The sequence below is a fragment of the Lysinibacillus sp. 10T31 genome (assembly GCF_056394365.1).
In genome coordinates this window covers 62,575-86,247 of the sequence record NZ_JBFTHS010000002.1, presented here as the reverse complement: position 1 = coordinate 86,247, position 23,673 = coordinate 62,575, and the positions used below count along the sequence as shown (strand labels likewise).

The window sequence follows — 23,673 nt, the reverse complement described above, 5'->3', positions numbered from 1 at the left end:
GAACAAGGTAAGCTTTACTATTGAAAAAAAAGCATGTATGATATGAACTTCAAGCAAAAAAACACTGTTTCAAGTCAAATACAGAAATAAATCCTAAATAAATTGGCAATAACTGAATTTAAATGTATTATTATTTCATGAAATATTTAGCATAGAACAAGCATTTTTGGTACACTTACTATTAGTACATACAGACGAAGTAAGTGTTTTTATAATAGAGAGGGGTTCATTGAATGAACGAAAAGAAAGTCTATTCCTATGAATGGGCTGGCCGTCCACTTGTAATCGAAGTTGGACAGTTAGCAAAACAAGCAAATGGGGCCGTATTAGTACGCTATGGAGATACAACTGTACTTTCAACAGCAACAATGTCAAAATCACCGAAACCACTTGATTTCTTCCCATTAACAGTAAACTACGAAGAACGTTTATACGCAGCAGGTAAAATTCCTGGTGGCTTTATTAAGCGTGAAGGACGTCCATCTGAAAAAGCAATTCTAGCAAGCCGTTTAATTGACCGTCCAATTCGTCCGATGTTCCCAGACGGTTTCCGTAATGAAGTACAAGTTATTTCAATGGTTATGTCTAATGATCCGGATTGCACGTCTGAAATGGCTGCAATGGTTGGTTCATCATTAGCGTTAGCGATCTCGGATATTCCATTCGACGGACCGATTGCAGGTGTACAAGTTGGATATATTGACGGTAAATTTATTGTGAACCCAACAGTGGAACAATCTAATCAATCAACAATCCATTTATCTGTAGCAGGTAACAAGGATGCTATCAACATGGTTGAAGCAGGTGCACTAGAAGTACCGGAAGAAGTAATGCTAGAAGCCATTATGTTCGGTCATGAAGAAATTAAAAAAATTATTGCTTTGCAAGAGCAAATTGTTGCAGAAGTAGGAAAAGAAAAAAAACCAGTAACATTATTTGAAATTGATGAAGCGATTCAAGCAGATATAAAAGCAGCTTGTGAGACTGACATGCATGATGCAATTCAAACTGCAGAAAAACATGCACGTGATGAGGCTATTCAAGTGGTAAAAGACCGTGTTATTGCTTCTTATGAAGAGCAAGAAGCAGATGACGTAACAATGAAGCAAGTTTATACAATTCTAGATAAAATGGTAAAAGACGAAGTACGTCGTCAAATTACAGAAGATAAAGTTCGTCCAGATGGTCGTAAGTTAGACGAAATCCGTCCACTTTCTTCTGAAACAGGTTTATTACAACGTACTCACGGTTCAGCATTATTTACGCGTGGACAAACACAAGCCCTTTCTATTTGTACATTAGGTGCACTTGGTGATGTACAAATTATCGACGGTTTAGGTGTGGAAGAATCAAAACGCTTTATGCATCACTATAACTTCCCGCAATTCTCTGTAGGGGAAACTGGCCCAATTCGTGGACCAGGTCGTCGTGAAATCGGTCATGGTGCACTAGGAGAGCGTGCTCTTGATGCGGTTATTCCAGATGAATCTGTATTCCCATATACAATCCGTTGTGTATCAGAAGTACTTGAGTCAAACGGTTCTACATCGCAAGCTTCTATCTGTGCTTCAACGTTAGCGATGATGGATGCTGGTGTTCCATTAAAAGCACCTGTAGCAGGTATTGCAATGGGTCTTATTAAAAAAGGCGAACATTACTCTATTTTAACTGATATTCAAGGTATGGAAGACCACCTTGGAGATATGGACTTTAAAGTTGCAGGTACAGCTAAAGGTGTAACAGCACTTCAAATGGACATTAAAATTGATGGTTTATCACGCAATATTTTAGAAGAAGCATTAACACAAGCTAAAATTGGCCGTATGCACATTTTAGAATCAATGCTTGCTACTCTTGCAGAACCACGTGAAAAATTATCTACATTTGCACCGAAAATTGTAATCGTGAAAATCAATCCTGATAAAATTCGCGATGTTATCGGACCTGGCGGTAAACAAATTAACAAAATCATTGAAGAAACTGGCGTAAAAATTGATACTGAGCAAGATGGTACAATTTATATCTCTTCTGCAGATGAAGAAATGAACGCTCGTGCAAAACAAATTATCGAAGACATCGTACGTGAAGCAAAAGTTGGCGAGTATTACTTATCAACAGTTAAACGTATTGAAAAATTCGGTGCGTTCTGTGAAATATTCCCAGGCAAAGATGGCTTACTTCACATCTCTGAAATTCAAGAGGAACGTACAAAACAAGTTGAAGATGTCTTAAAACTTGGCGATCAATTACTTGTAAAAGTTATTGAAATTGACAAGCAAGGTCGTGTGAATTTATCTCGTAAAGTAGTTATCCAAGAGGAAAAAGAACGCGCTGAGCAAGATAAATAATAAATTGTAGAAAAGGCTGCGTATAATGCGCAGCCTTTTTTAAATCAAGTATAAGGAATTTGGTTCTATAGGGGATATTTTGGGGGAAGCTTCACATTATGGTTCATCATAAAAGTCGTGGATGACTTTTGGTAAAACGTATACTATGTAAATAAGTTGATTGGAGTGGAGAATGGGCGACTCCTTGGGGATTAGCGTCACAGATGAGACCCTGGAGCGAGCATCGCGAGTGAAGCGGCTCATCGGACGCCCCCAGGAAAGCGCGCAGTCGGAACGGAAATCAACCACACGTTTTGGTGATGATCCCACATTATCCCTTTGATGTAGAACCAGAGATAAATTGGGGGAGATTTTTTGGTACAAGTACATACATGTCAGAATGGTGTGCGTATTGTGTCTGAGCAAATCGATCATGTAAGATCCGTTGCGCTAGGCATTTTTGTTAATGCAGGATCTCGTTATGAGCTACCTGAGGAAAATGGCATTACGCATTTTATAGAACATATGCTTTTTAAAGGGACAAAAACTCGAACAGCTCGCCAAATTGCTGAAGAATTTGACCGAATTGGTGGAGAGTTAAATGCCTTTACATCCAAAGAAAACACTTGTTATTATGCAAAGGTTTTAGATCATCATGCGGAGCTTGCAGTTACAATATTAGCAGATATGTTCTTTAATTCTACGTTTGCAAAGGAAGAGTTAGAGAAGGAAAGACAAGTGGTGCTAGAGGAAATATTAATGAGTGAAGACGCAGCTGATGACGATGTTCATGAAAAGCTTTGGGGAGTCATGTATCCAAACGATGCACTCGGTCGTCCAATTCTAGGAACTGCGGCTACTTTAAAAACATTTACAGCTGATATGATACGTAACTATATGGCTAAACATTATGGTCCAGAATCAGTTGTTATTTCAATAGCGGGCAATATTTCTACGAAGCTCATGCAAACAATTGAAGACTTATTTGGCCAATATCAGCCATCTCCACTTGCGGTTGAACCTGTATTAACGAATCCTCATTTTTATCCAGGAGAGATTTCAAAAACTCGCGATACGGAGCAAGCACATTTGGCTCTTTCTTATCCAGCAATCGGTGTAAAGGATCCAGATATGTATAGCTTTATTGCACTTAATAATATTATTGGTGGTAATATGAGCTCTCGTTTGTTCCAAGAAGTACGCGAAGAACGTGGTTTAGCCTATTCAATATTTTCTTACCAATCTTGTTATGCTGATGTTGGAGCATTTACGATTTATGGTAGTACAAGTCGTCAGCAATTATCACAGCTTCAACATACAATTGATGCGACATTACTTGATATTGTAGCAGGTGGCGTGACAGAGGAAGAACTTATGAATGCGAAGGAACAGCTAAAGGGTAGTTTTGTACTCGGTCTTGAGGGGACAGGTGCTCGTATGAATCGCAACGGTACTAGTGAGTTAGTACATCGTAAACATCGTTCAGTTGATGAAGTATTAGCGTCAATCGATGCAGTATCAATGGAATCAATCGATCGCTTAATAGCAAAAATCTTAAAAGCTGAGCCAGCCATTTCAATTATCGGCCCAGAAGCATAAAAAAAGGTTGCCATTTATAGGCAACCTTTTCTGTTTGTCGATAAAATAATGTGTATCCATAAATAAAGGCTGATTTTAACTCCGAGTTGGTGCTTTGTCACTGACTTAGCTTCAATCTCCTCGTCACTGCGATCCTTGGGGCTTTCAGCGCAAGTTCATCCCCCAAGAGTGCACCACTCTCCGTGAAAAATCAACGGTGCTTTAGCATTATTATAGTTACGCATGCTGAATCAAAAGAGTATTATAGCTATGATTAACATTTATAATACTACTACCTTCACATAAAATAGTATTATGTCTTCAAACGTAGATTTTTTTAGTGAAAATACTTTGTTTATTTTATAACTAGTACCTCTCTACAAAAGGCTCCATTCTGCCTTCTTATAAGGCATGATCTGGTTTTCGCATACTTCCCCAATATACGGTACTCATAGAACAGTACATCCTTACTTTGACTAAATAAAATTTCACCATTGTGAATCAATATTATATAGTTAGTGATTTTTTCTAATGTGTTTCATCCTGCATAAAATCTAAAAATAAAGCGAGAATTTCAATACGAATATTGAGTCTAGTTCACTTGTTAGTTCATTTAAAATTAACCGATTCCTCTTTCATCCTCATTCATCGGGGTAATTCTTGTATTTTTCTTCCTCTCCAAAAGCTCGTCGCTCAAAAAAACTGATTCCCACGTTTTAAAACCTTTTTTTATAATTTTGTCGAGTTGCGTCACATCGAGCGTTTCTGGTACTTGTAAATCGTCAAAAACCACACCGGTGTCGTTTTATATCGATAATTTATGTTCGACAACTTCCTTCCTTAATAGCAGCGTTTCGCCATATTCTTCTTTAGTAAGCTAAGTTGTATTTAACCTCTTGTGCAACATCCGCTGAAAGAAGTTAAAGCCTTTGCAAGTGCACGAAAAGAAGATAGTACGTCTCCAGCCTGTAATTTTTATTGGCGAGTATCGTTTCCTTAAGCTGTACGGTTATTCACTCATAAATGGGTTTATCACTGGCATTGCTTAAATGAAAATACACAAATTTCTCACCTCTCACATCTGTGTATATACGCTATACACAAGTCAAGCAGGTAAATGCAATATTTTCGTAATTTGGGTAAGGGTCACGAATTGCAAAAACTCGGCATATATTGGGGTAACGGTTCAAGGAGGGAGATGAGGCATGCTACTATCAGAGATGGTGGATAAAGAGCTAATTCAAATTGAGGGTGGCGTACATTTTGGTATATTGGCACATACAGAGTGTCTAGTAGATGTGCAAACAGGAAAGATTCATGGTTTTGAGATTGTTAAAGATAAATTGCCATTCCAAAAAAAGAAAGTGAAAGTTAGTGAAATGATACCTTGGCATGAAATTATACTAATTGGAGAAGATCGAATTTTATTTAACAAAACAACGACGGTACAGTCAGAATTTTTACAGTGAGGTGAGCTTTTGGAAAATGAAAAATGGCTTGTTATCGGTGAGGATCTAAGGTTAAAGGAATTAGCTACAATGCTAAGAAGCCCATCGAGAACGGTATTTTATAAAAGAACATCAGTTTGGAATGAAGAGTTAAATAAGCTTGTATTAGAATTCCAACCAAATAGAATTATTCTTCCCATTCTTCCACTAAAAATTGAAGTGGAACAGCTTTATGGGATATCCCAAGTTAAGTTTTATACAGGGCGTTTGACTATGCATTGGAAGCAATTGCTTGAGAGAAATGAAACAAATTGCTATTTACAACAAGAATCTTTTATTTGGCAAAACGCAAGATTAACAGCGGAGGGATTTATCGCCACGTTTTACGGACTCGAGCAAAAATGTATTTACGGACAAAACTTTACTATCGCAGGTTTTGGACGCACAGCCAAAATGCTCGCCTCTTTACTCGTCAAGATGGGCGCTAATGTCCATATAGTTGCGCGTTCAGTTGTACAAGTGAGTGAAGCAAAGGCATATGGTTATAAAGCTACGAATTTAGATGATCGTAAATGGTCAATTAATGATGGGATTTTTATCAATACGATTCCAGCTAAATGGATTACAGAATCATTCCAAGATCATGTCCCAGCTGTCCTATATGATTTGGCTTCAGAGCCTGGCTGTTTAGATATAGACACTGAGCAATTACAAACGTATGTACTATTGCCATCATTACCTGGGAAATACTTTGCACATGATGCAGCTACAATATTGTGCAAGGCAATAGAGGAGGAAGAAAATTGCTAACGGGTAAACGAATTGGTTTAGGTATTACAGCCTCTCACTGTACGTATGAGGATGTAGTACCTAAAATTCAAAACTTTATAGATGCAGGAGCAACAGTTATTCCAATAATTACGCATTCCGTGTTACATGCGGCTACGCGTTTTGGTACTGGGGAAGAGTGGATTGCAAAAATAGAGGAATTGACTGGAGAAAAGGTTATTTCTTCTATTAAAGAGGCAGAACCTTTCGGACCATCCAATCCATTGGATGCGATGGTTATAGCACCGATGACAGGTAATAGTATTAGTAGATTTGCTAATGCAGCAACAGATAGTCCGGTATTGATGGCTGCTAAGGCAACATTGCGAAACGGTTCGCCAGTTGTCCTAGGCATCTCAACAAATGATGCGCTTGGCTTAAATGGTATGAATATTATGAGACTGCTAAATGCTAAAAACATTTATTTTATTCCATTCGGGCAGGACTCGCCACATTCCAAGCCAAACTCCTTGATTGCTGATTTTGATCAAATGGTCGCAACTGTACATGAAGCGATTACAGAGAAAAAGCAATTACAACCACTGTTTATACAATATTTCAAATAATTCAAGAATTACACACAATTTTCAGTATTTTTGTGATACAATAGCACACATTATGGAACAAGTATTCAAGGAGAGATGACAGATGACAAAGCAGTTAACAGTTGCGGTTGTTGGAGCAACAGGGGCAGTAGGCACAAAAATGATGGAGCAGCTAATTAAACGGAATTTTCCAATCGGAGATATAAAGTTTTTAGCTTCTGTACGTTCAGCAGGAAAACCGATCGAATTTAATGGTAAGACATATACAATTGAAGAAGCGACACCTGAAGCTTTTGAAGGCGTCAATGTCGCTTTATTCTCAGCTGGTGGTTCGGTATCAGCGGTGTTGGCGCCAGAAGCGGCAAAACGTGGTGCAGTAGTTATCGATAACACGAGCCATTTCCGCATGGATCCGGACGTACCACTAGTTGTTCCTGAAGTAAATCGTGGTGATCTTGCTAAGCATAAAGGGATTATTGCGAATCCAAACTGCTCTACGATTCAAATGATGGCTGCACTTGAACCAATTCGTAATGCATACGGCTTAACAAAAATTATTGTATCAACATATCAAGCAGTTTCAGGTGCAGGTATTTCTGCTATTGAGGAATTAAAGGCACAAAGTGCAAACTGGGATGCAGGTAAAGATGTAGAAGCAAATATTTTACCTTCTGGTAGCGACAAACGTCATTATCCAATCGCTCGTAACGTCATTCCACAAATTGATAAATTTACAGACAATGGCTTTACATATGAAGAAATGAAAATGATTAATGAAACGAAGAAAATCATGCATGCACCAGAGCTAAAAGTAGCAGCAACTTGTGTTCGCGTGCCAGTCGTTTCAGGACACTCTGAATCTGTTTATATTGAAGTAGAAAAAGAAGCAACAGTACAGGAAATTTTTGAAGTATTACGCAGTGCACCAGGTATAGTATTACAAGATGATATCGCAACACAAACTTATCCAATGCCTATCTATGCAGAAGGGGAAGAGGCTACGTATGTAGGACGTATCCGTCAAGATTTAGATAATAAAAAAGGATTCCACCTATGGATCGTTTCTGACAATCTTTTAAAAGGCGCTGCATTAAACTCTATTCAAATTGCAGAAGCAATGCTGGAGGATAATTTACTATAAGAGGGGTGTAAGGATGAATTTAGGTCGAATTGGAACGGCAATGATTACGCCGTTCAAAGAAGATGGCACGATTAATTATCCAGAACTAGAACGTATTATTAATTATTTGATTGATAATGGTACAGATTGTATTGTCGCATGTGGCACAACCTCTGAAAACCCAACTATGTCCACAGAAGAAAAAATTGAAGTTGTACGCTTTACAGTAGAAAAAGTAGCAGGTCGTGTACCCGTAATTGCAGGTACGGGGGATAACGAAACTGCTTACTCTATTGCAATGACGCACAAGGCTGAAGAAAACGGTGCAGATGGTATCATGCTTGTAGCACCATATTATAATAAGCCAAATCAACGCGGTATTTTTGCACATTTTGAAACAATTGCAAAAGAAACAAGTTTACCTGTCATGCTTTATAACGTGCCAGGACGTACAGGCATCAATGTTGCCTATGAAACTTCCGTTGCTTTAAGTAAAATTCCTAATATTTCATGGATTAAAGAAGCGAGTGGCAATTTAGATCAAATGGGCGACATTATTGAGAATGTTGATTCAGATGATGATTTCTTAGTGTATAGTGGGGATGATGGTTTAACACTTCCACTACTAGCAATAGGCGGAGCAGGAATTATTTCAGTTGCTGCTCATGTTGTTGGAAATGATATGCAATTAATGATTAAAGCGTTTGAAGAAGGAAATCACGAGCTAGCAGCCAAAATTCACCGAGCATTATTACCACTTGTACGTGCGCTGTTCGCACAGCCAAACCCATCGCCTGTAAAATACGCGATGACCAAATTAGGTTTTGATACACTTAATGTTCGTCTGCCAATGATGGAAATGACAGAAGAAGAAAAAGCAAACTTTGACCGAATTTGGGATACGTATCAAGAAAAGGCGAAAAGTTTTAGAAAAATAAGTACCTTTAGTTAAATCCTCAGACCGTAAACAAACGTGGGAATTTTTAGTTTGTTTACGGTCTTTTTTCTTTTGTTAGAAATATAGAAGAAAAAGACCGTTGCCCAGAGGGAGGTCCCTTCATGGAAGATAGTATCCGCTCGAGTAGGATGGGAAACCGCTCAGGCGCTAGAACAACCTTACATAGAATAGCTTACAAACGGCGATATATCCCATCTCAAAAAGCTACGTCACTTAATAAAAGACAAAAATAATACCTTTCACAATGCCACATACTCATCGTGCTTTCCATCTATTAGTAATAAAATTAGCAAAAAATTTCTGTTTCTATCATGAAAGTTGAATTTTTAATTTGTGCAAAAGCTTTGCAAACCGTATAATAAATCTTAAGTGGTTGCTGTTCGGGATATTTTTTAGGAGGAAATAAATTGACAAAAAAGAAAAATGAACTAATTCGCATCATCCCACTTGGTGGCGTGGGCGAAATTGGGAAAGCAATGTACGTAGTAGAAATTGACGAAGAGCTATTTGTAGTGGATAGCGGATTGATGTTCCCTGAAGACGAAATGCTGGGCATTGATATCGTAATTCCGGATATTACGTATTTAGAAGAAAATAAAGAACGTGTGAAAGGGATTTTCTTAACACATGGTCATGAAGATGCAATTGGCTCGATTGCCTATGTATTACAAAAAGTGAAAGCGCCAGTGTACGGTTCAAAATTAACAATTGCACTTGCAAAGGAACATTTAAAGGAATTGCCTGCACCACATCAGGTGAAATTCTTTGAAGTTACGAACCGTAGTCGTATGAACTTTAACTCAACGTATGTGACATTCTTCCATACAACACATAGTATTCCCGATTCGTTAGGGGTAGTGTTCCATACATCTGAAGGAGCCATTGTTCATACTGGTGAGTTTAAATTCGATCAATCAGCGACAGGTAAATTTAAGCCTGATTTAGCGAAGATGGCTCAGTTAGGTGAAGAAGGCGTATTTATTCTGTTATCTGAGTCGAGTGAAGCTGAGCGACCAGGTTATACGACATCTGAGATTGTGATTGAAGAGCAATTATCAAAAACATTCCATTCAGCACCAGGGCGTATTTTAGTTGCTGTTTATGCATCGAATTTTATTCGTATTCAACAAGTATTTACACAAGCTCAAAAGTCGTTCCGTAAAGTAGCCATCGTAGGAAAACCTTTAGAAAAAGCTGTGGATTTAGGTGTACAACTAGGTTACTTAACGGTTGAGGAAGATACAATCATCCCTATCTCAGAAATGCAAAAGTATCAAGATGATGAGATTATTATTATTGCTACAGGTAATAAAGGGGAGCCACTTGATGCATTAGAAAAAGTCGTGCGCAAACATCACCGAGACATTAAAATCAAGCAAGATGATACAGTATTAATTACTTTTACTCCGTCTCCGAGTATGGAAGTGCAGATGGCTAATACGATGAACTCTATCGCAAAAGCTGGTGCTGAAATTCTAACATCTAGCAAAAATGTGCATGTGTCGGGTCATGGTAGCCAAGAGGATTTAAAATTAATGCTAAACTTAATGCAACCGAAGTACTTTATCCCTGTGCAAGGTGAGTACCGTATGCTTATTGCTCACTCTAAGCTTGCTCAACAACTAGGTATGCAAAAATCACAAATTTTTATCGCCGATAAAGGGGATATTGTAGAATATAAAAATGGTAAAATGCGCATGAGTGGCCGTGTACAAGCTGGTAATGTATTAATAGACGGTATTGGTGTTGGCGATGTAGGTAACATCGTACTTCGCGATCGTAAGTTATTATCGCAGGATGGTATTTTCATTGTTGTAGTAACTTTAAACCGTGCTCAAAAGAAAATTGCATCTGGTCCAGAAATTTTATCACGTGGTTTCGTATATGTACGCGAATCAGAAGAGTTAATGGTAGAAGCTTCTGAAATTGCGAAAAATGTTATTGAAAAATACGTTGGTAAAGATACATTTGAATGGACAAACATTAAACAAGAAATTCGAGATACACTGAATACGTATTTATTCCAAAAAACGAAGCGCCGCCCAATGATTATCCCAATCATTATGGAATATTAAAAATGAAAGATCATCGTTGAACGAAAAAGGATTTTCTAACCGAATGTAAACGGTGGAAAATCCTTTTTTTGGCTCAATCCAGAAAGTTAAAGATGATATTTATTGTAATATATGCCATGTTTATGCTCTTCGCCGAAAGTTGTGGATGTCATTTGTTAAAACATATGCTATGTATAATAAGTTGATTGGAGTGGAGGCTGGGCGACTCCTTGGGGATCAGCGATAGAGGAATGAAGGCTAAAACCATCACGTCCTGTGATAACGCCTTCGTGACCAACATCGTGCTGGCCCAAGCGGCTCATCGGATGCCCCCAGGAAACTCTGCGCGAAAGCGAAGCGTCAGCGGCAAATGTTTTATCTGTGCGAAAGCGAAGCGACAGCAACAAATGTTTTATCTGTGCGAAAGCGAAGCGACAGCAACAAATGTTTTATCTGTGCGAAAGCGAAGCGACAGCAACAATTGTTTTATCTGTGCGAAAGCGAAGCGACAGCAACAATTGTTTTATCTGCGCGAAAGCGAAGCGTCAGCGGCAATTGTTTTATCTGTGCGAAAGCGAAGCGACAGCAACAACAAATGTTTTCTGTAGCGAAAGCAAAGCGGCAGCTACAAAGCGCCCAGCCGGAACGGAAATCAACCACACATTATGGTGATGAGTTTTTTTGAAATAATCAAGTTCTACATGTTATTATTCGCTACATATAAAGAAGGACTACAAAAGAAGGTGAAATAGATGGCGACTAGTAAAAAAAGAAAAGTCACGAAAGCAAAAGCGACTACAGAAAAAAAAGAAATGCATCCGCTTATGTATGAAATTTTAGGGCTTATCTTAATTGCATTAGCGGTTATTATGATTTTTGAATATGGCATGATTGGACGAGTTCTACAAACAATAGCAATGTTTTTTTTAGGGAATTTACATTTTGCTGTGCCATTTATGCTTATATTTGTTGCGTTGTTACTGATGATTGGACGTAAAAAAGTAAGTATTTATGATCGTCTCATATTAGGTATGCTCCTCATTGTTATGAGTTTAACAATTTTTAGTCATGGCATTCTTTTTGAACAATTATCAAAATCTGGAGGTTTATTATCAGACTCTGTGTTGCGAGAATCTTGGCGAATTTTAATTAATTCAGAGGGTATTATCCATAGAAGTAATGCACTTGGCGGAGGTATGATCGGTGCACTGTTATTCAGTGCTCTACATGTATTATTTGAGGCAACGGGTGCGAAGGTTGTTGCATGGGTTATTTTCTTTATCGGGTTAATTTTAGTTACAGGAAAGGCACTTGTTCCATATTTAGCGGAAAAAATGCCTGACCTTTTTGGTAAATGGCAAAAGAAACATCGTGAAAAGAAAAAAAATATGCCGAAAAAACCTAATAATCGCCGTTCAAAAGTAGAAAGCAAAGATGAAATTGCGGCTGTTGATCAGGTGCCTGAGGTTCAAGAGGAAGAAGAGATTTCTCATGAACCAATCATTTCTGCCTTTACTCAAAATGTGTCTCATGAACGAGAAGAATTTGCAACAGCTGAAAATGAAGATATTGAGCATGGGGAAATTGTTGATGATGTCCATATCGAAGGGGCAGATGCTGTGGAAAATGCAGATTATCAATTGCCGTCTTATAATTTATTACAATTACCGCCACAGCATGACCAAAGTGGCGAATATTCTGTCATTCAGGCAAATGCGAAAAAGCTTGAGCAAACTTTGCAAAGCTTTGGTGTAAAGGCAAAAGTAACGCAGGTTCATTTAGGCCCAGCTGTAACGAAATACGAAATATTACCAGATATAGGTGTGAAAGTGAGTAAAATTGTAAACTTACAGGATGATCTTGCCTTAGCACTTGCTGCAAAGGATATTCGTATGGAAGCACCTATTCCCGGGAAGTCTGCGATTGGCATTGAAGTACCAAATAGTGAGGTAGCAATTGTAACACTGCGGGAAGTGTTAGAGTCTAAAGATGGTGCAAAGCCAGAAGCATTATTACAAGTCGCATTTGGTCGTGATATTACTGGACAAGCAGTACTCGCAGAGCTCAATAAAATGCCACATTTACTTGTTGCAGGTTCAACAGGTAGTGGGAAAAGTGTGTGTATAAATGGTATTGTCGTATCAATCTTAATGCGTACAAAACCACATGAGGTAAAGCTGATGATGATTGACCCGAAAATGGTGGAGTTAAATGTTTATAACGGAATTCCTCATCTACTGGCTCCAGTTGTTACAGATGCACGTAAAGCGTCTCAGGCTTTAAAGAAAGTAGTGTCAGAAATGGAACGCCGCTATGATCTATTTTCTCATACAGGTACTCGTAATATCGAAGGCTACAATGGCCATGTACAAAAGGTCAATGAACAAACGGGTGAAAAACAACCGAAATTACCTTATATTGTGGTAATTGTAGACGAGTTAGCGGACTTAATGATGGTTGCCTCAAGTGATGTAGAGGATTCTATTACACGTTTAGCACAAATGGCACGTGCAGCAGGGATTCATTTAATTATTGCAACCCAACGACCAAGTGTAGATGTATTAACGGGTGTTATTAAAGCAAATATTCCTTCGCGTATTGCCTTTGCGGTTTCATCAGCAATCGATTCTAGAACGATATTAGATATGGGTGGAGCTGAACGTTTACTCGGTCGAGGAGATATGCTGTTTCTACCTGCCGGTGCATCTAAACCAAAACGTGTGCAAGGTGCATTTTTATCAGATCAAGAAGTTGAGTCTGTTGTTAACTTTGTTATAGAACAGCAAAAAGCACAATATCAAGAGGAAATGATACCGTCCGAAGAAGAGACAATTTTAGAGGAAACGGACGAATTATTTGACGAGGCTGTGCAGTTAGTTGTGAGTATGCAGACGGCCTCTGTTTCGATGTTGCAGCGCCGCTTCCGTATCGGCTATTCGAGAGCTGCTCGTATTGTCGATCAAATGGAACAACGCGGTATTGTCGGGCCTCCGGAGGGTAGTAAACCTCGACAAGTGCTTATTCATCAATACGAAAATTAGTGCTAATACCACGACAAAAAGTTGAATAATATTGTGTACATCAAGTAGGCCTAAATTCGTTTCAAAATTTGAACGTAATTAGGCAAAGGTGCAATTGATTTCAATCTATAAAAATGTTATATTAATGAACGATTAGTAGGAATGTTGTACATCAGATGTCTGATCTCTGATTTTGGTGGTGATATATGTGACTATTAAAGCAGATCATCGTCATCTCTATCTTCAAGTAATTGATCGTTTAAAGTCTGACATTGGAAAAGGCATTTTCAAAGAAAATGAAAAATTGCCTTCAGAGTTTGAATTATCAAAATCACTAGGAGTCAGTCGAGCAACTCTTAGAGAAGCGCTACGACTGTTGGAAGAGGAAAATGTTATTGTACGTCGACATGGTGTGGGGACATTTGTAAACCCTAAACCGTTGTTTACATCCGGTATCGAGCATTTATCGAGCATTTCTTCTATGATCGAGGCAGCAGGTATGGAACCCGGTTCCCGCTTTTTAAAGGCGACGGAAAGCATACCTTCTGAGGAAGATTTAAAACGCTTCCAATGTGATGACGAAGATAAAATTCTCACAATTGAACGTGTCAGAACAGCGGATGGCGAGCCGGTAGTATACTGCATTGACAGATTACCAGCAAGCTTCCTGCCAACTGACTTTGTAGAAAAAAAAGAAGTTTCACTTTTCTCTGCACTTGAACAATCCGGTAAAATTCATGTTGCCTATGCTGTTACATATATTGATCCAATCGGGTATCATGAACAAGCTTCACCGATTTTAAATTGCGGACGTGAAACAGCTCTTTTAGTATTAAAGCAGTTGCATTACGATGATCATGATCAAGTAGTGCTGTATTCAAAAAATTATTTCCGAGCTGATAAATTCAGCTTCCATGTAGTTCGTAAACGGGTGTAGAACATTTCTAAATATTTTCCTGCTAATTACAATACCTTTGGGGGGTTAATCAAATGAAAAAACGTAAATTTGGCTTAGTATTATCATCAGTTTTAGCTGCAAGTGCTATCTTAGGTGCATGTGGTACGAAAGACGAAGAAAAACCTGCAAAGGAAAATGAAAATGCATCATCTGGCGAAAGCAGCAAAGATGCATTCTCAGTAGCAATGGTTACTGACGTAGGTGGCGTTGATGATAAATCATTYAACCAATCWGCTTGGGAAGGTGTTCAAGCTTTCGGTAAAGAAAATGGTCTAAAAAAAGGTGACGGTGGCTTCGACTACTTACAATCGAAATCAGATGCAGACTATGAATCAAACTTAAATAGCTTAATACGTCGTAACTTCGATTTAGTTTATGGAATCGGTTTCATGATGGCTGACGCAGTTGAAGCTATTGCTACAGACAATCCAGAAAAACATTTTGCATTAATCGATGCTGAAGTAAAAGCAGACAACGTTGTTAGTGTTCTTTTTAAAGAGCAAGAAGGTGCTTACTTAGCTGGTGTAGCTGCTGCGAAAATGTCTAAAACAGGTAAAATCGGTTTCGTGGGTGGTGTAGATATTCCAGTTATCAACCGCTTCGAGGCTGGATTCGTTGAAGGTGCAAAAGCTGTAAATCCAAAAATCGAAATCCAATCAAAATATACTGGCGCATTCGATAAAGCTGACCTTGGTAAAATTACTGCAAACAGCATGTACTCTTCTGGTGTAGATGTAATCTTCCACGCTGCTGGTGCAACTGGTAACGGTGTATTCTCTGAAGCAAAAGAACGTAAGAAAAAAGACCCTAATGCAAATGTATGGGTAATTGGTGTAGATGCTGACCAATACGAAGAAGGTAAAGTAGACGATAAAACAAATGTAACTTTAACTTCTATGTTAAAAGGTGTTAACACAGCAGTTGTAGATATTTCAAATAAAGCGAAAAAAGGTGAATTCCCAGGCGGCAAAACGCTTACTTATGGTTTAGCTGAAGACGGCGTGAAGCTTGCAGATTCTCGTGGCGCAATCCCAGAAGATGTACAAAAGGTTATTAATGAATATAAAGAAAAAATTGCTAAAGGTGAAATTAAAGTTCCAGAAAAAGTGAAAAAATAATTCATCTTTTGATCATCATAAGGGACTTTTAGAAAGCCCTTATGATGATTTTTCAATCTATCGTTATATTTTGACTATTTGTAATACTCTATCGGATCAGATTTATTTACCATAGAGGTAGTAATTTTTCTATGAGTTTATTGTAAGAATAGTAATGATGGTATCAAGTTAATAGAAGAAAGGTTTCTAACGATGACCTTTCCTGTATTAATTTATCTTCATTCAGAAGAATATCTACCTCTATTAGTGGGACAAAAAACATGTGAATTTTTGTTAATAGGGTACATAATGCCACTGAACGAAGATGGAACCTCTAGCTGAGGTCATTGCTGTCGATGTGAAAAAACGTTGAACTAACAGTGACTATGGCTAGTATTATTAAGTTTGTCTCAAATAAATATAGAAAACGGTTTCAAACTGGACGTATTGTTTATCTGTGCGAAACGGAGTGTTAACGAAGCGTCAGTAACAAATGTTTTCTGTAGCGAAAGCGAAGCGACAGCTATAAATGTTTTCTTTGGCGAAAGCAAGGCGACAGCCACAATTACGCCAAAGAGAAATTGATAAAAGTGCCTATTAAGGGAGTGACGAAATTGGAACACGTGATTGAGATGCTAGGAATCCGAAAAGAATTCGGTAATTTCGTGGCGAATAATAACATCACCCTCCAACTGAAAAAAGGCGAAATCCATGCATTGCTAGGTGAAAATGGTGCAGGTAAATCGACTTTAATGAACGTCCTTTTTGGTTTGTATCAACCAGAGGGTGGCGAAATTCGAGTTCGTGGGAAGGCTGTTAAAATTACAAACCCAAATGTGGCCAATGATTTAGGGATTGGCATGGTCCATCAACACTTTATGTTAGTGGAAAATTTCACAGTGACGGAGAACATTATTTTAGGTTCTGAACCTACAAAAATGGGGATTGTAAACATTAAAGATGCGGCAAAGAAAGTACAAGCACTTTCTGAAAAATATGGTTTAGATGTTAATCCATATGCCAAAATCGAGGATATTACTGTGGGGATGCAACAACGTGTTGAAATTTTAAAAACACTATACCGTGGTGCAGAAATTTTAATCTTTGACGAACCTACGGCATCTTTAACACCACAGGAGATTACAGAGCTAATTCAAATAATGCGCCGTTTAATTGCAGAGGGCAAATCCATTATTTTAATTACCCATAAGCTAAAAGAAATTATGGAAGTTTCTGACCGTGTGACGATTATCCGAAAAGGGGAAGGAATTGGAACAGTTACAACTGCTGAAACAAATCCTAACCAATTAGCTGAAATGATGGTTGGTCGCCAAGTCGAATTTAAAACAGAAAAAACAGAAGCAAAACCAACTGATGAAGTACTTACAATCGAAAACTTGATTGTTACAGACTATCGTAATATCGATAAAGTAAAAGGTTTGAACTTAAAAGTACGCAAAGGTGAAATTGTTGGTATTGCGGGTATCGATGGTAACGGACAATCCGAGTTAATCGAAGCCATAACTGGTCTACGTAAAATAAAGAGTGGTGCTGTTAAATTAAATGGCAAAGATATTACAAATATGAAACCTCGAAAAATTACTGAGGAAGGCGTCGGACATATTCCACAAGATCGCCATAAGCATGGTTTAGTATTAGATTTCCCAATCGGTCATAATATCGCACTACAAACATATTACCAGTCTCCAATCGCTAAGGGCTTTGTCATGGACTACAAGAAAGTGTCTGAAAAAGCACGCCAAATCATCGAAGAATATGATGTGCGTACTGGTAATGGTGAAATGACTCCAGCACGTGCCCTTTCAGGTGGTAACCAGCAAAAAGCAATTATCGGTCGTGAAATTGATCGTAATCCAGATTTATTGATTGCTGCTTTACCAACACGTGGACTTGACGTAGGTGCTATTGAATTTATTCACTCTCGCCTGATCGAGCAACGTGATAAAGGAAAAGCAGTACTATTAATTTCATTTGAATTAGATGAAGTCATGAATGTTTCTGACCGTATCGCTGTTATTTATGATGGTCAAATTGTTGATGAGTTAAATCCAAAAGAAACAACAGAACAAGAGCTTGGTCTATTAATGGCAGGACAAAGTAGTAAAAATAACATGAATGGTGCGAAGGAGGGGAACGACTAATGTCAAATCGTGTCATTAATATACTCGTTCCTATCATCTCTATCATTATCGGTTTAATTGTTGGTGCTATCGTAATGGTAGTCAGCGGCTATGACCCAGTACAAGGTTATAGTGCCCTTTGGACAGGTATTTTTGGAGATTCATATTCAATTGGGAACACAATCCGACAAATAACACCGTACATATTGGCGGGTCTTGCGGTAGCATTTGCCTTCCGTACAGGTTTATTCAACATCGGTGTTGAAGGTCAGTTAATTTTAGGTTGGTTAGCAGCGGCTTGGGTAGGATATGCATTTGATCTACCTAAAATTATTCACTTACCATTAGCATTGCTTGCGGCAGCCGCAGCCGGTGCATTTTGGGCCTTTATTGCAGGTTTCTTAAAAGCGAAATTTAAAGTTCACGAAGTTATTGCGACAATTATGTTAAACTACACTGCGCTTTATATTGCGAATGCAGTGATTAAAAAATTGTCTGACGGTAGCTTTAAAACAGAACGAATTCATGATTCAGCATCATTACGTTCTCCGTTTTTAAGAGAGCTTACAGACAATTCAAGTCTTCACTATGGGATCATTGTTGCACTATTAATGGTAGTAGTTATGTGGTTCATTTTAGAAAAAACAACACGCGGATATGAGCTAAAAGCGGTAGGCTTTAATAAGAATGCTGCAGACTATGCTGGTATGAACGTTAACAAAAACATTATTTTAGCTATGACGATCTCAGGTATGTTCGCTGGTCTTGGTGGTGCTATGGAGGCACTAGGTACTTTCGGAAACGCCTCTATTAAAGCAGGCTTTACTGGTATAGGTTTCGATGGTATCGCCGTGGCCTTACTTGGTGCCAATACACCACTAGGGGTAGTATTTGGGGCTTCATTATTCGGCTCACTAAAATACGGAGCGCTAAATATGCCAAATGCTGCGGGTATTCCAGAGGAAATCGTATCTATTATTATCGCGTTAATTATTTTCTTTGTAGCATCAGGTTATATCATACGAGTAGCATTACAAAAATTGAGCAAGAAAAAGGAGGGGCAATAACATGAGCTTTTTAGAAATGTTATATTTCATCATCCCTTCTGCAATTCTTTATGCAACACCTTTAATTTTTACGGCAATCGGTGGCGTATTCTCTGAACGTTCTGGTGTAGTCAACATCGGACTAGAAGGTTTAATGATTGTTGGTGCATTTGTTGGTATTTTTGTTAATCTAGAATTTGCTTCGACATTCGGTGCAGCAACAATTTGGGTGGCAATGTTGGCAGCTGTCATTATTGGGGGAATCTTTTCACTTCTCCATGCAGTTGCTTCGATTTCCTTCCGTGCCGATCAGACGGTATCGGGGGTTGCTATCAACTTATTAGGTTTAGCGGTAACTGTATTCTTAGTGAAAATGATTTATGGTAAAGGTCAAACAGATATGATTGACCAAGCCCATGCAATAAATCGTTTCGCTATCCCTTATTTAGAGGACATACCGTTCTTTGGTCCATTATTATTCCAAAATGTCTACAGTACATCGATATTAGCCTTTGCAGTAGCTATTGGGGCATGGTTTATCATTTATAAAACACCGTTTGGATTACGCTTACGTGCTGTTGGTGAGCACCCAATGGCCGCAGATACAATGGGTGTAAATGTTAATAGAATGCGCTATATTGCTGTTGTCATCTCTGGGGCATTAGGTGGTCTTGGTGGTGCAGTGTACGCGCAATCAATTACAAACGATTTCTCACATGCAACAATTGCGGGTCAAGGTTTTATGGCCATTGCTGCAATGATTTTTGGGAAATGGCATCCGATCGGTGCATTAGGTGCAGCTTTATTCTTTGGAGTAGCACAAACTTTAAGTGTTGCAGGAAGCGGAATTCCTTACATTCAAGATGTTCCTGCTGTGTACCTACAAATCTTACCGTACGTTTTAACAATCTTTGCATTAGCAGGATTTATCGGTAAAGCAAATGCACCAAAAGCTAGTGGCCAACCTTATATTAAGGGGAAACGCTAATAACAAACAGACAATTGTTAATACTAAAGACTGGGCGAAAATGCTCAGTCTTTTTCCTTGTACATATCTCGAGTGTTTGGGAAAATAATGGTTGGAGGTTGAACTTTATTTGCTAGTATGAACAGGTTCATCAATCAACAAAAATAATTTCCACACTTTTCATATACATACTTTGGATTCTTTTTGCAATTATAGACAATAGACATGTATAGTATGTGTAGTACTTTGTTATATTAAGAAAGATAAGGAGGGTTCTATATATGTTTAAAACAATACCTTTTGCAAAAGGTGTCAATTTGCATATCCGACAAACGACCCAATTTAAAACCGTAAATTTTTCAATTAAATGGAGAAGAGCGTTAACGGCCACAAATGCGTCTGAACGCACAGTGTTAACAAATGTATTGCAACACAGTAATGCTAAATATAAGACAACAGCTGCATTCCGAAGTTTCTTGGATGACTTGTATGGCACAGTGTTATATTTTGACACATCTAAACGTGGTAATGAACATACAGTACTGATGAATGTAGAAGCCGTTAATGATCATTTTTTGGCAAATACAAGTGTTTTAAACGAGGTACTTGATTTATTGCACACAGCAATATTTGAACCGAATTTAGAAAACGGTGTATTTAAGGAATCTATTGTGGAACGTGAAAAGAAAACGGTCATTCAGCGAATTGAGTCCATTTTTGACGATAAATCTCGTTTTGCGCAGCAACGCATTCAACAAATTTTACGTCCAAATGAACCGGCCTCTATTTCTGCTAATGGAACTGTCGAGGACATTCAAAAAATTACCCCTACATCATTGTTTGAAGCATATCAATCCATGCTTGCTAACGATAAAATAGACATTTATGTAGCGGGTGATATTAATGAAGACGAAATCGTAGCGAAACTAAAAGAAGCGCTACCATTTAATGATCGCACACCTGAAGAAATTCCTGCTGTGCTTCCACAACAGCATCCACAAAATGATTATGTACGTGAACAACAAGAAATGAAGCAAGGTAAGCTGCATATTGGCTTTAGTACACCAGTGCGATTTGGTGACGCTGATTTCTCCAAAATGCAAATCTTTAACGGTGTGTTCGGTGGCTATCCTCATGCCAAATTATTTATGAATGTTCGTGAAAAGGAAAGTTTAGCCTACTATGCGTCAAGCTCATATGCATCACATTATGGCTTAGTATTTGTTGTCTCTGGAATTGAACCAAAGAATGAAGAAAAAGCGCTATCACTTATTAAGGAACAACTTGCTGTTATGCAAGCAGGCGATATTACAGATTTAGAAATAGAACAAACAAAGGCAATGCTGACAAATCAGCTAAAAGAAGCATTAGATTCTGCCCGTGGACAAATTGAAATTTTTGATCAATATAAAGATTTACCTGAGGAGTTCTCTGTTGACGCTTGGGCAAATAAATGGAAAGCTGTGACAAAGCAAGATATTGTTGAAATGGCGAAGCAAGTACAGCTAGAAGCGGTCTATTTCTTATGTGGAAAGGAGCAAGCCGCACAATGAAAACAATTGAATTCAAACAATTAGATGAAACATTGTATTATGAAAAATTAGAAAATGGCTTAGATGTCTATATTTTACCGAAAAAAGGCTTTTCCAAAACGTTTGTGACCTTCACCACAAAATACGGTTCTGTTGACCGTGCATTTGTGCCAATGGGTGGAACTGAAAGCATTACAGTACCAGATGGCATTGCCCACTTTTTAGAGCATAAAATGTTTGAAAAAGAAGATGGAGATGTCTTCCAAAAGTTTAGTGAATTCGGCGCTTCAGCCAATGCCTTTACATCATTTACACGTACAGCGTATTTATTTTCTTCGACGAACAATATTTATAACAGCACAGAAACATTATTAAATTTTGTTCAAGAGCCTTACTTTACAGAAGCAACTGTTAATAAGGAGAAGGGCATTATTGGTCAGGAAATTACGATGTACGACGATCAGCCAGATTGGCGTCTATATTTTGGTACAATCGAAAATATGTATCATAATCACCCAGTAAAAATTGATATCGCTGGTACAATAGAGTCGATTGATGGCATTACTGCGGACCATTTATATACGTGCTACAATACATTTTATCATCCGTCCAATATGTTATTGTTTGTCATTGGCTCAGTAGATCCTAATGAAATGATGACGTTTATTCGTGACAATCAAGACAAGAAAGAATTCCCTGAACCAACACCAATTCAACGTTTCTTCGATCAAGAACCGACAGATGTTGCTATCAAAGAACGTGAGTTGCATATGGATGTACAAAAGCCTAAGGTCTATATCGGCTTAAAAGCAAAAGAAACAAATCTTTCTGGTCGTGACATGTTAAAACATGAGCTGTCTGTTCAAATTGCACTTGAACTTATTTTTGGACGTACATCTAAATTTTATGAGAGTGTCTATGATGATGGCTTAATTGATGAAACGTATGCATTTGATTTCACGTTAGAAAATGGGTTTGGATTTGCTATGATTGGCTCAGATTCTACAGAACCGGCTGCATTAGAGAAAGCTATTAAGGAAGAATTAGCAAAACATGATGGAGATGCACATTTTGAAAGTGCCGATTTAGAACGAGTGAAACGTAAAAAAATAGGTTTCTTCCTACGTGCACTGAACTCTATTGAATTTATCGCCAACCAATTTACACGTTATTCGTTTAATGATATGAATTTGTTCGATGTTGTGCCTGTACTAGAAGAACTAACGATCGAAGATTTGAAAAAAGCATTTTCTTCAGTTCAAGGTGAATCTCAGCAAACTGTCTTCAAAATTTTACCTACAGCGAAGGGCGTACAGTGAAAAAGTTTGCCCTCGTTTTAGGTGCATCGGGTGAGATTGGCCGTGCTATTTGTCGAAGTCTGGCAGATGATGGTTGGTCCATCTACATACACTTTTCAAACAATGAAAAAGCAGCACAGGTTTTATACCGCTCTCTTTCAGAAAGTTTCCCTGCACAAGAGTTTATGCTTGTACAGGGAGATTTTTCGAAAGCATCTGGGGCACAATTGCTAGCATCGCAAATTTTTAATGTGCAAGCGATTGTTTTTGCAAATGGTCAAGCACATTATTCTTTGCTTGAAGATACTACGGTGGAGGATATGGATGCATTATGGCGTGTCCATGTGCAAAATCCAATGCATCTGACGGCTTTGCTGTCATCAAAGCTACGTGCTCATGATGTTAGCTATGTGCTTTTTATTGGTTCGATTTGGGGCGAGGCTGGATCGGCTGGTGAATCACTTTACGCCGCTGTGAAGGGTGCCCAACATGCTTTTGTGAAGTCATATGCAAAAGAATCTGCACTGTCACGCATTCGTGTTAATGCCATTGCACCTGGCTTTATTAATACCACGATGAACAGTCATTTAAGCGAAGAGGAGCTTGAATATATTTTAGAGGACATTCCACTAGGTGTAATTGGACAAACAACGGATGTTGCTGAAATGGTACGCTTCTATCTTTCAGGAAAAGCGGATTATGTAACGGGACAAATTATTAGATTAAACGGTGGCTGGTACATATAATGTTCTCTTT

General features: G+C 38.3%; 20 protein-coding genes. All 20 read left to right on the top strand.

The annotated features are described in order from the left end of the window. The first annotated feature begins 233 nt into the window (after nucleotides 1-233). The 20 genes from pnp (at nucleotide 234) to ymfI (ending at nucleotide 23,663) form a co-directional block, all read left to right on the top strand. A complete protein-coding gene (gene pnp / locus AC1DCY_RS01660; protein ID WP_477346878.1) occupies nucleotides 234-2,348 on the top strand; it encodes a polyribonucleotide nucleotidyltransferase in 2,115 nt (704 codons plus the stop codon). Between the two features lie 184 nt (nucleotides 2,349-2,532). Beyond that, complete coding sequence (locus AC1DCY_RS01655; RefSeq protein WP_477346876.1) at nucleotides 2,533-2,670, top strand: hypothetical protein; 138 nt, start codon at nucleotides 2,533-2,535, stop codon at nucleotides 2,668-2,670. Nucleotides 2,671-2,702: 32 nt separating this feature from the next. Next, the gene (locus AC1DCY_RS01650; RefSeq protein ID WP_477346874.1) at nucleotides 2,703-3,926 is read left to right on the top strand and encodes a M16 family metallopeptidase; all 1,224 of its coding nucleotides are present in this window, start codon (nucleotides 2,703-2,705) and stop codon (nucleotides 3,924-3,926) included. A gap of 1,184 nt (nucleotides 3,927-5,110) precedes the next feature. Then, nucleotides 5,111-5,374, top strand: coding sequence for a YlmC/YmxH family sporulation protein (locus AC1DCY_RS01645; RefSeq protein ID WP_477346872.1), 264 nt, complete (start codon nucleotides 5,111-5,113; stop codon nucleotides 5,372-5,374). A 9-nt stretch (nucleotides 5,375-5,383) separates the two neighbouring features. Next, on the top strand, nucleotides 5,384-6,163 hold the full coding sequence (locus tag AC1DCY_RS01640) for an NAD(P)-dependent oxidoreductase (RefSeq protein WP_477346870.1): 780 nt from the start codon (nucleotides 5,384-5,386) through the stop codon (nucleotides 6,161-6,163). Then, nucleotides 6,157-6,747: a dipicolinate synthase subunit B gene (locus AC1DCY_RS01635; protein WP_400720890.1), complete on the top strand. Its 591-nt coding sequence runs from the start codon at nucleotides 6,157-6,159 to the stop codon at nucleotides 6,745-6,747. Before AC1DCY_RS01640 ends, AC1DCY_RS01635 begins: the two co-directional genes overlap by 7 nt. An 82-nt stretch (nucleotides 6,748-6,829) precedes the next feature. Next, nucleotides 6,830-7,867, top strand: a complete 1,038-nt coding sequence (locus tag AC1DCY_RS01630; protein WP_477346868.1) for an aspartate-semialdehyde dehydrogenase — start codon at nucleotides 6,830-6,832, stop codon at nucleotides 7,865-7,867. Nucleotides 7,868-7,880: 13 nt separating this feature from the next. Beyond that, nucleotides 7,881-8,798, top strand: coding sequence for a 4-hydroxy-tetrahydrodipicolinate synthase (gene dapA / locus AC1DCY_RS01625; RefSeq protein WP_477346866.1), 918 nt, complete (start codon nucleotides 7,881-7,883; stop codon nucleotides 8,796-8,798). A 413-nt stretch (nucleotides 8,799-9,211) separates the two neighbouring features. Next, nucleotides 9,212-10,879, top strand: coding sequence for a ribonuclease J (locus AC1DCY_RS01620; protein WP_477346864.1), 1,668 nt, complete (start codon nucleotides 9,212-9,214; stop codon nucleotides 10,877-10,879). A gap of 209 nt (nucleotides 10,880-11,088) precedes the next feature. Continuing rightward, nucleotides 11,089-11,466 (top strand): hypothetical protein, encoded by a 378-nt coding sequence (locus AC1DCY_RS01615; RefSeq protein WP_477346862.1) that lies wholly within the window; start codon nucleotides 11,089-11,091, stop codon nucleotides 11,464-11,466. Between the two features lie 144 nt (nucleotides 11,467-11,610). Beyond that, nucleotides 11,611-13,899, top strand: a complete 2,289-nt coding sequence (locus AC1DCY_RS01610; protein ID WP_477346860.1) for an FtsK/SpoIIIE family DNA translocase — start codon at nucleotides 11,611-11,613, stop codon at nucleotides 13,897-13,899. A gap of 187 nt (nucleotides 13,900-14,086) precedes the next feature. Beyond that, nucleotides 14,087-14,815: a GntR family transcriptional regulator gene (locus tag AC1DCY_RS01605; protein ID WP_477346858.1), complete on the top strand. Its 729-nt coding sequence runs from the start codon at nucleotides 14,087-14,089 to the stop codon at nucleotides 14,813-14,815. A 53-nt stretch (nucleotides 14,816-14,868) separates the two neighbouring features. Further along, the gene (locus AC1DCY_RS01600; protein ID WP_477346856.1) at nucleotides 14,869-15,954 is read left to right on the top strand and encodes a BMP family lipoprotein; all 1,086 of its coding nucleotides are present in this window, start codon (nucleotides 14,869-14,871) and stop codon (nucleotides 15,952-15,954) included. Nucleotides 15,955-16,338: 384 nt separating this feature from the next. Further along, on the top strand, nucleotides 16,339-16,518 hold the full coding sequence (locus AC1DCY_RS01595) for a hypothetical protein (protein ID WP_477346854.1): 180 nt from the start codon (nucleotides 16,339-16,341) through the stop codon (nucleotides 16,516-16,518). A gap of 29 nt (nucleotides 16,519-16,547) precedes the next feature. Further along, nucleotides 16,548-18,095, top strand: a complete 1,548-nt coding sequence (locus AC1DCY_RS01590) for an ABC transporter ATP-binding protein (protein WP_477346852.1) — start codon at nucleotides 16,548-16,550, stop codon at nucleotides 18,093-18,095. Beyond that, on the top strand, nucleotides 18,095-19,141 hold the full coding sequence (locus AC1DCY_RS01585) for an ABC transporter permease (protein WP_477346850.1): 1,047 nt from the start codon (nucleotides 18,095-18,097) through the stop codon (nucleotides 19,139-19,141). Before AC1DCY_RS01590 ends, AC1DCY_RS01585 begins: the two co-directional genes overlap by 1 nt. 1 nt (nucleotide 19,142) lies before the next feature. Continuing rightward, nucleotides 19,143-20,108, top strand: coding sequence for an ABC transporter permease (locus tag AC1DCY_RS01580; RefSeq protein ID WP_477346848.1), 966 nt, complete (start codon nucleotides 19,143-19,145; stop codon nucleotides 20,106-20,108). 260 nt (nucleotides 20,109-20,368) lie between these two features. After that, nucleotides 20,369-21,640, top strand: a complete 1,272-nt coding sequence (yfmF, locus tag AC1DCY_RS01575; RefSeq protein ID WP_477346846.1) for an EF-P 5-aminopentanol modification-associated protein YfmF — start codon at nucleotides 20,369-20,371, stop codon at nucleotides 21,638-21,640. Further along, nucleotides 21,637-22,938, top strand: a complete 1,302-nt coding sequence (gene yfmH / locus AC1DCY_RS01570) for an EF-P 5-aminopentanol modification-associated protein YfmH (protein ID WP_477346844.1) — start codon at nucleotides 21,637-21,639, stop codon at nucleotides 22,936-22,938. The genes yfmF and yfmH overlap by 4 nt, the downstream gene beginning before the upstream one ends. Next, nucleotides 22,935-23,663: an elongation factor P 5-aminopentanone reductase gene (ymfI, locus tag AC1DCY_RS01565; RefSeq protein WP_477346842.1), complete on the top strand. Its 729-nt coding sequence runs from the start codon at nucleotides 22,935-22,937 to the stop codon at nucleotides 23,661-23,663. The genes yfmH and ymfI overlap by 4 nt, the downstream gene beginning before the upstream one ends. The last annotated feature ends 10 nt before the right edge of the window (nucleotides 23,664-23,673 follow it).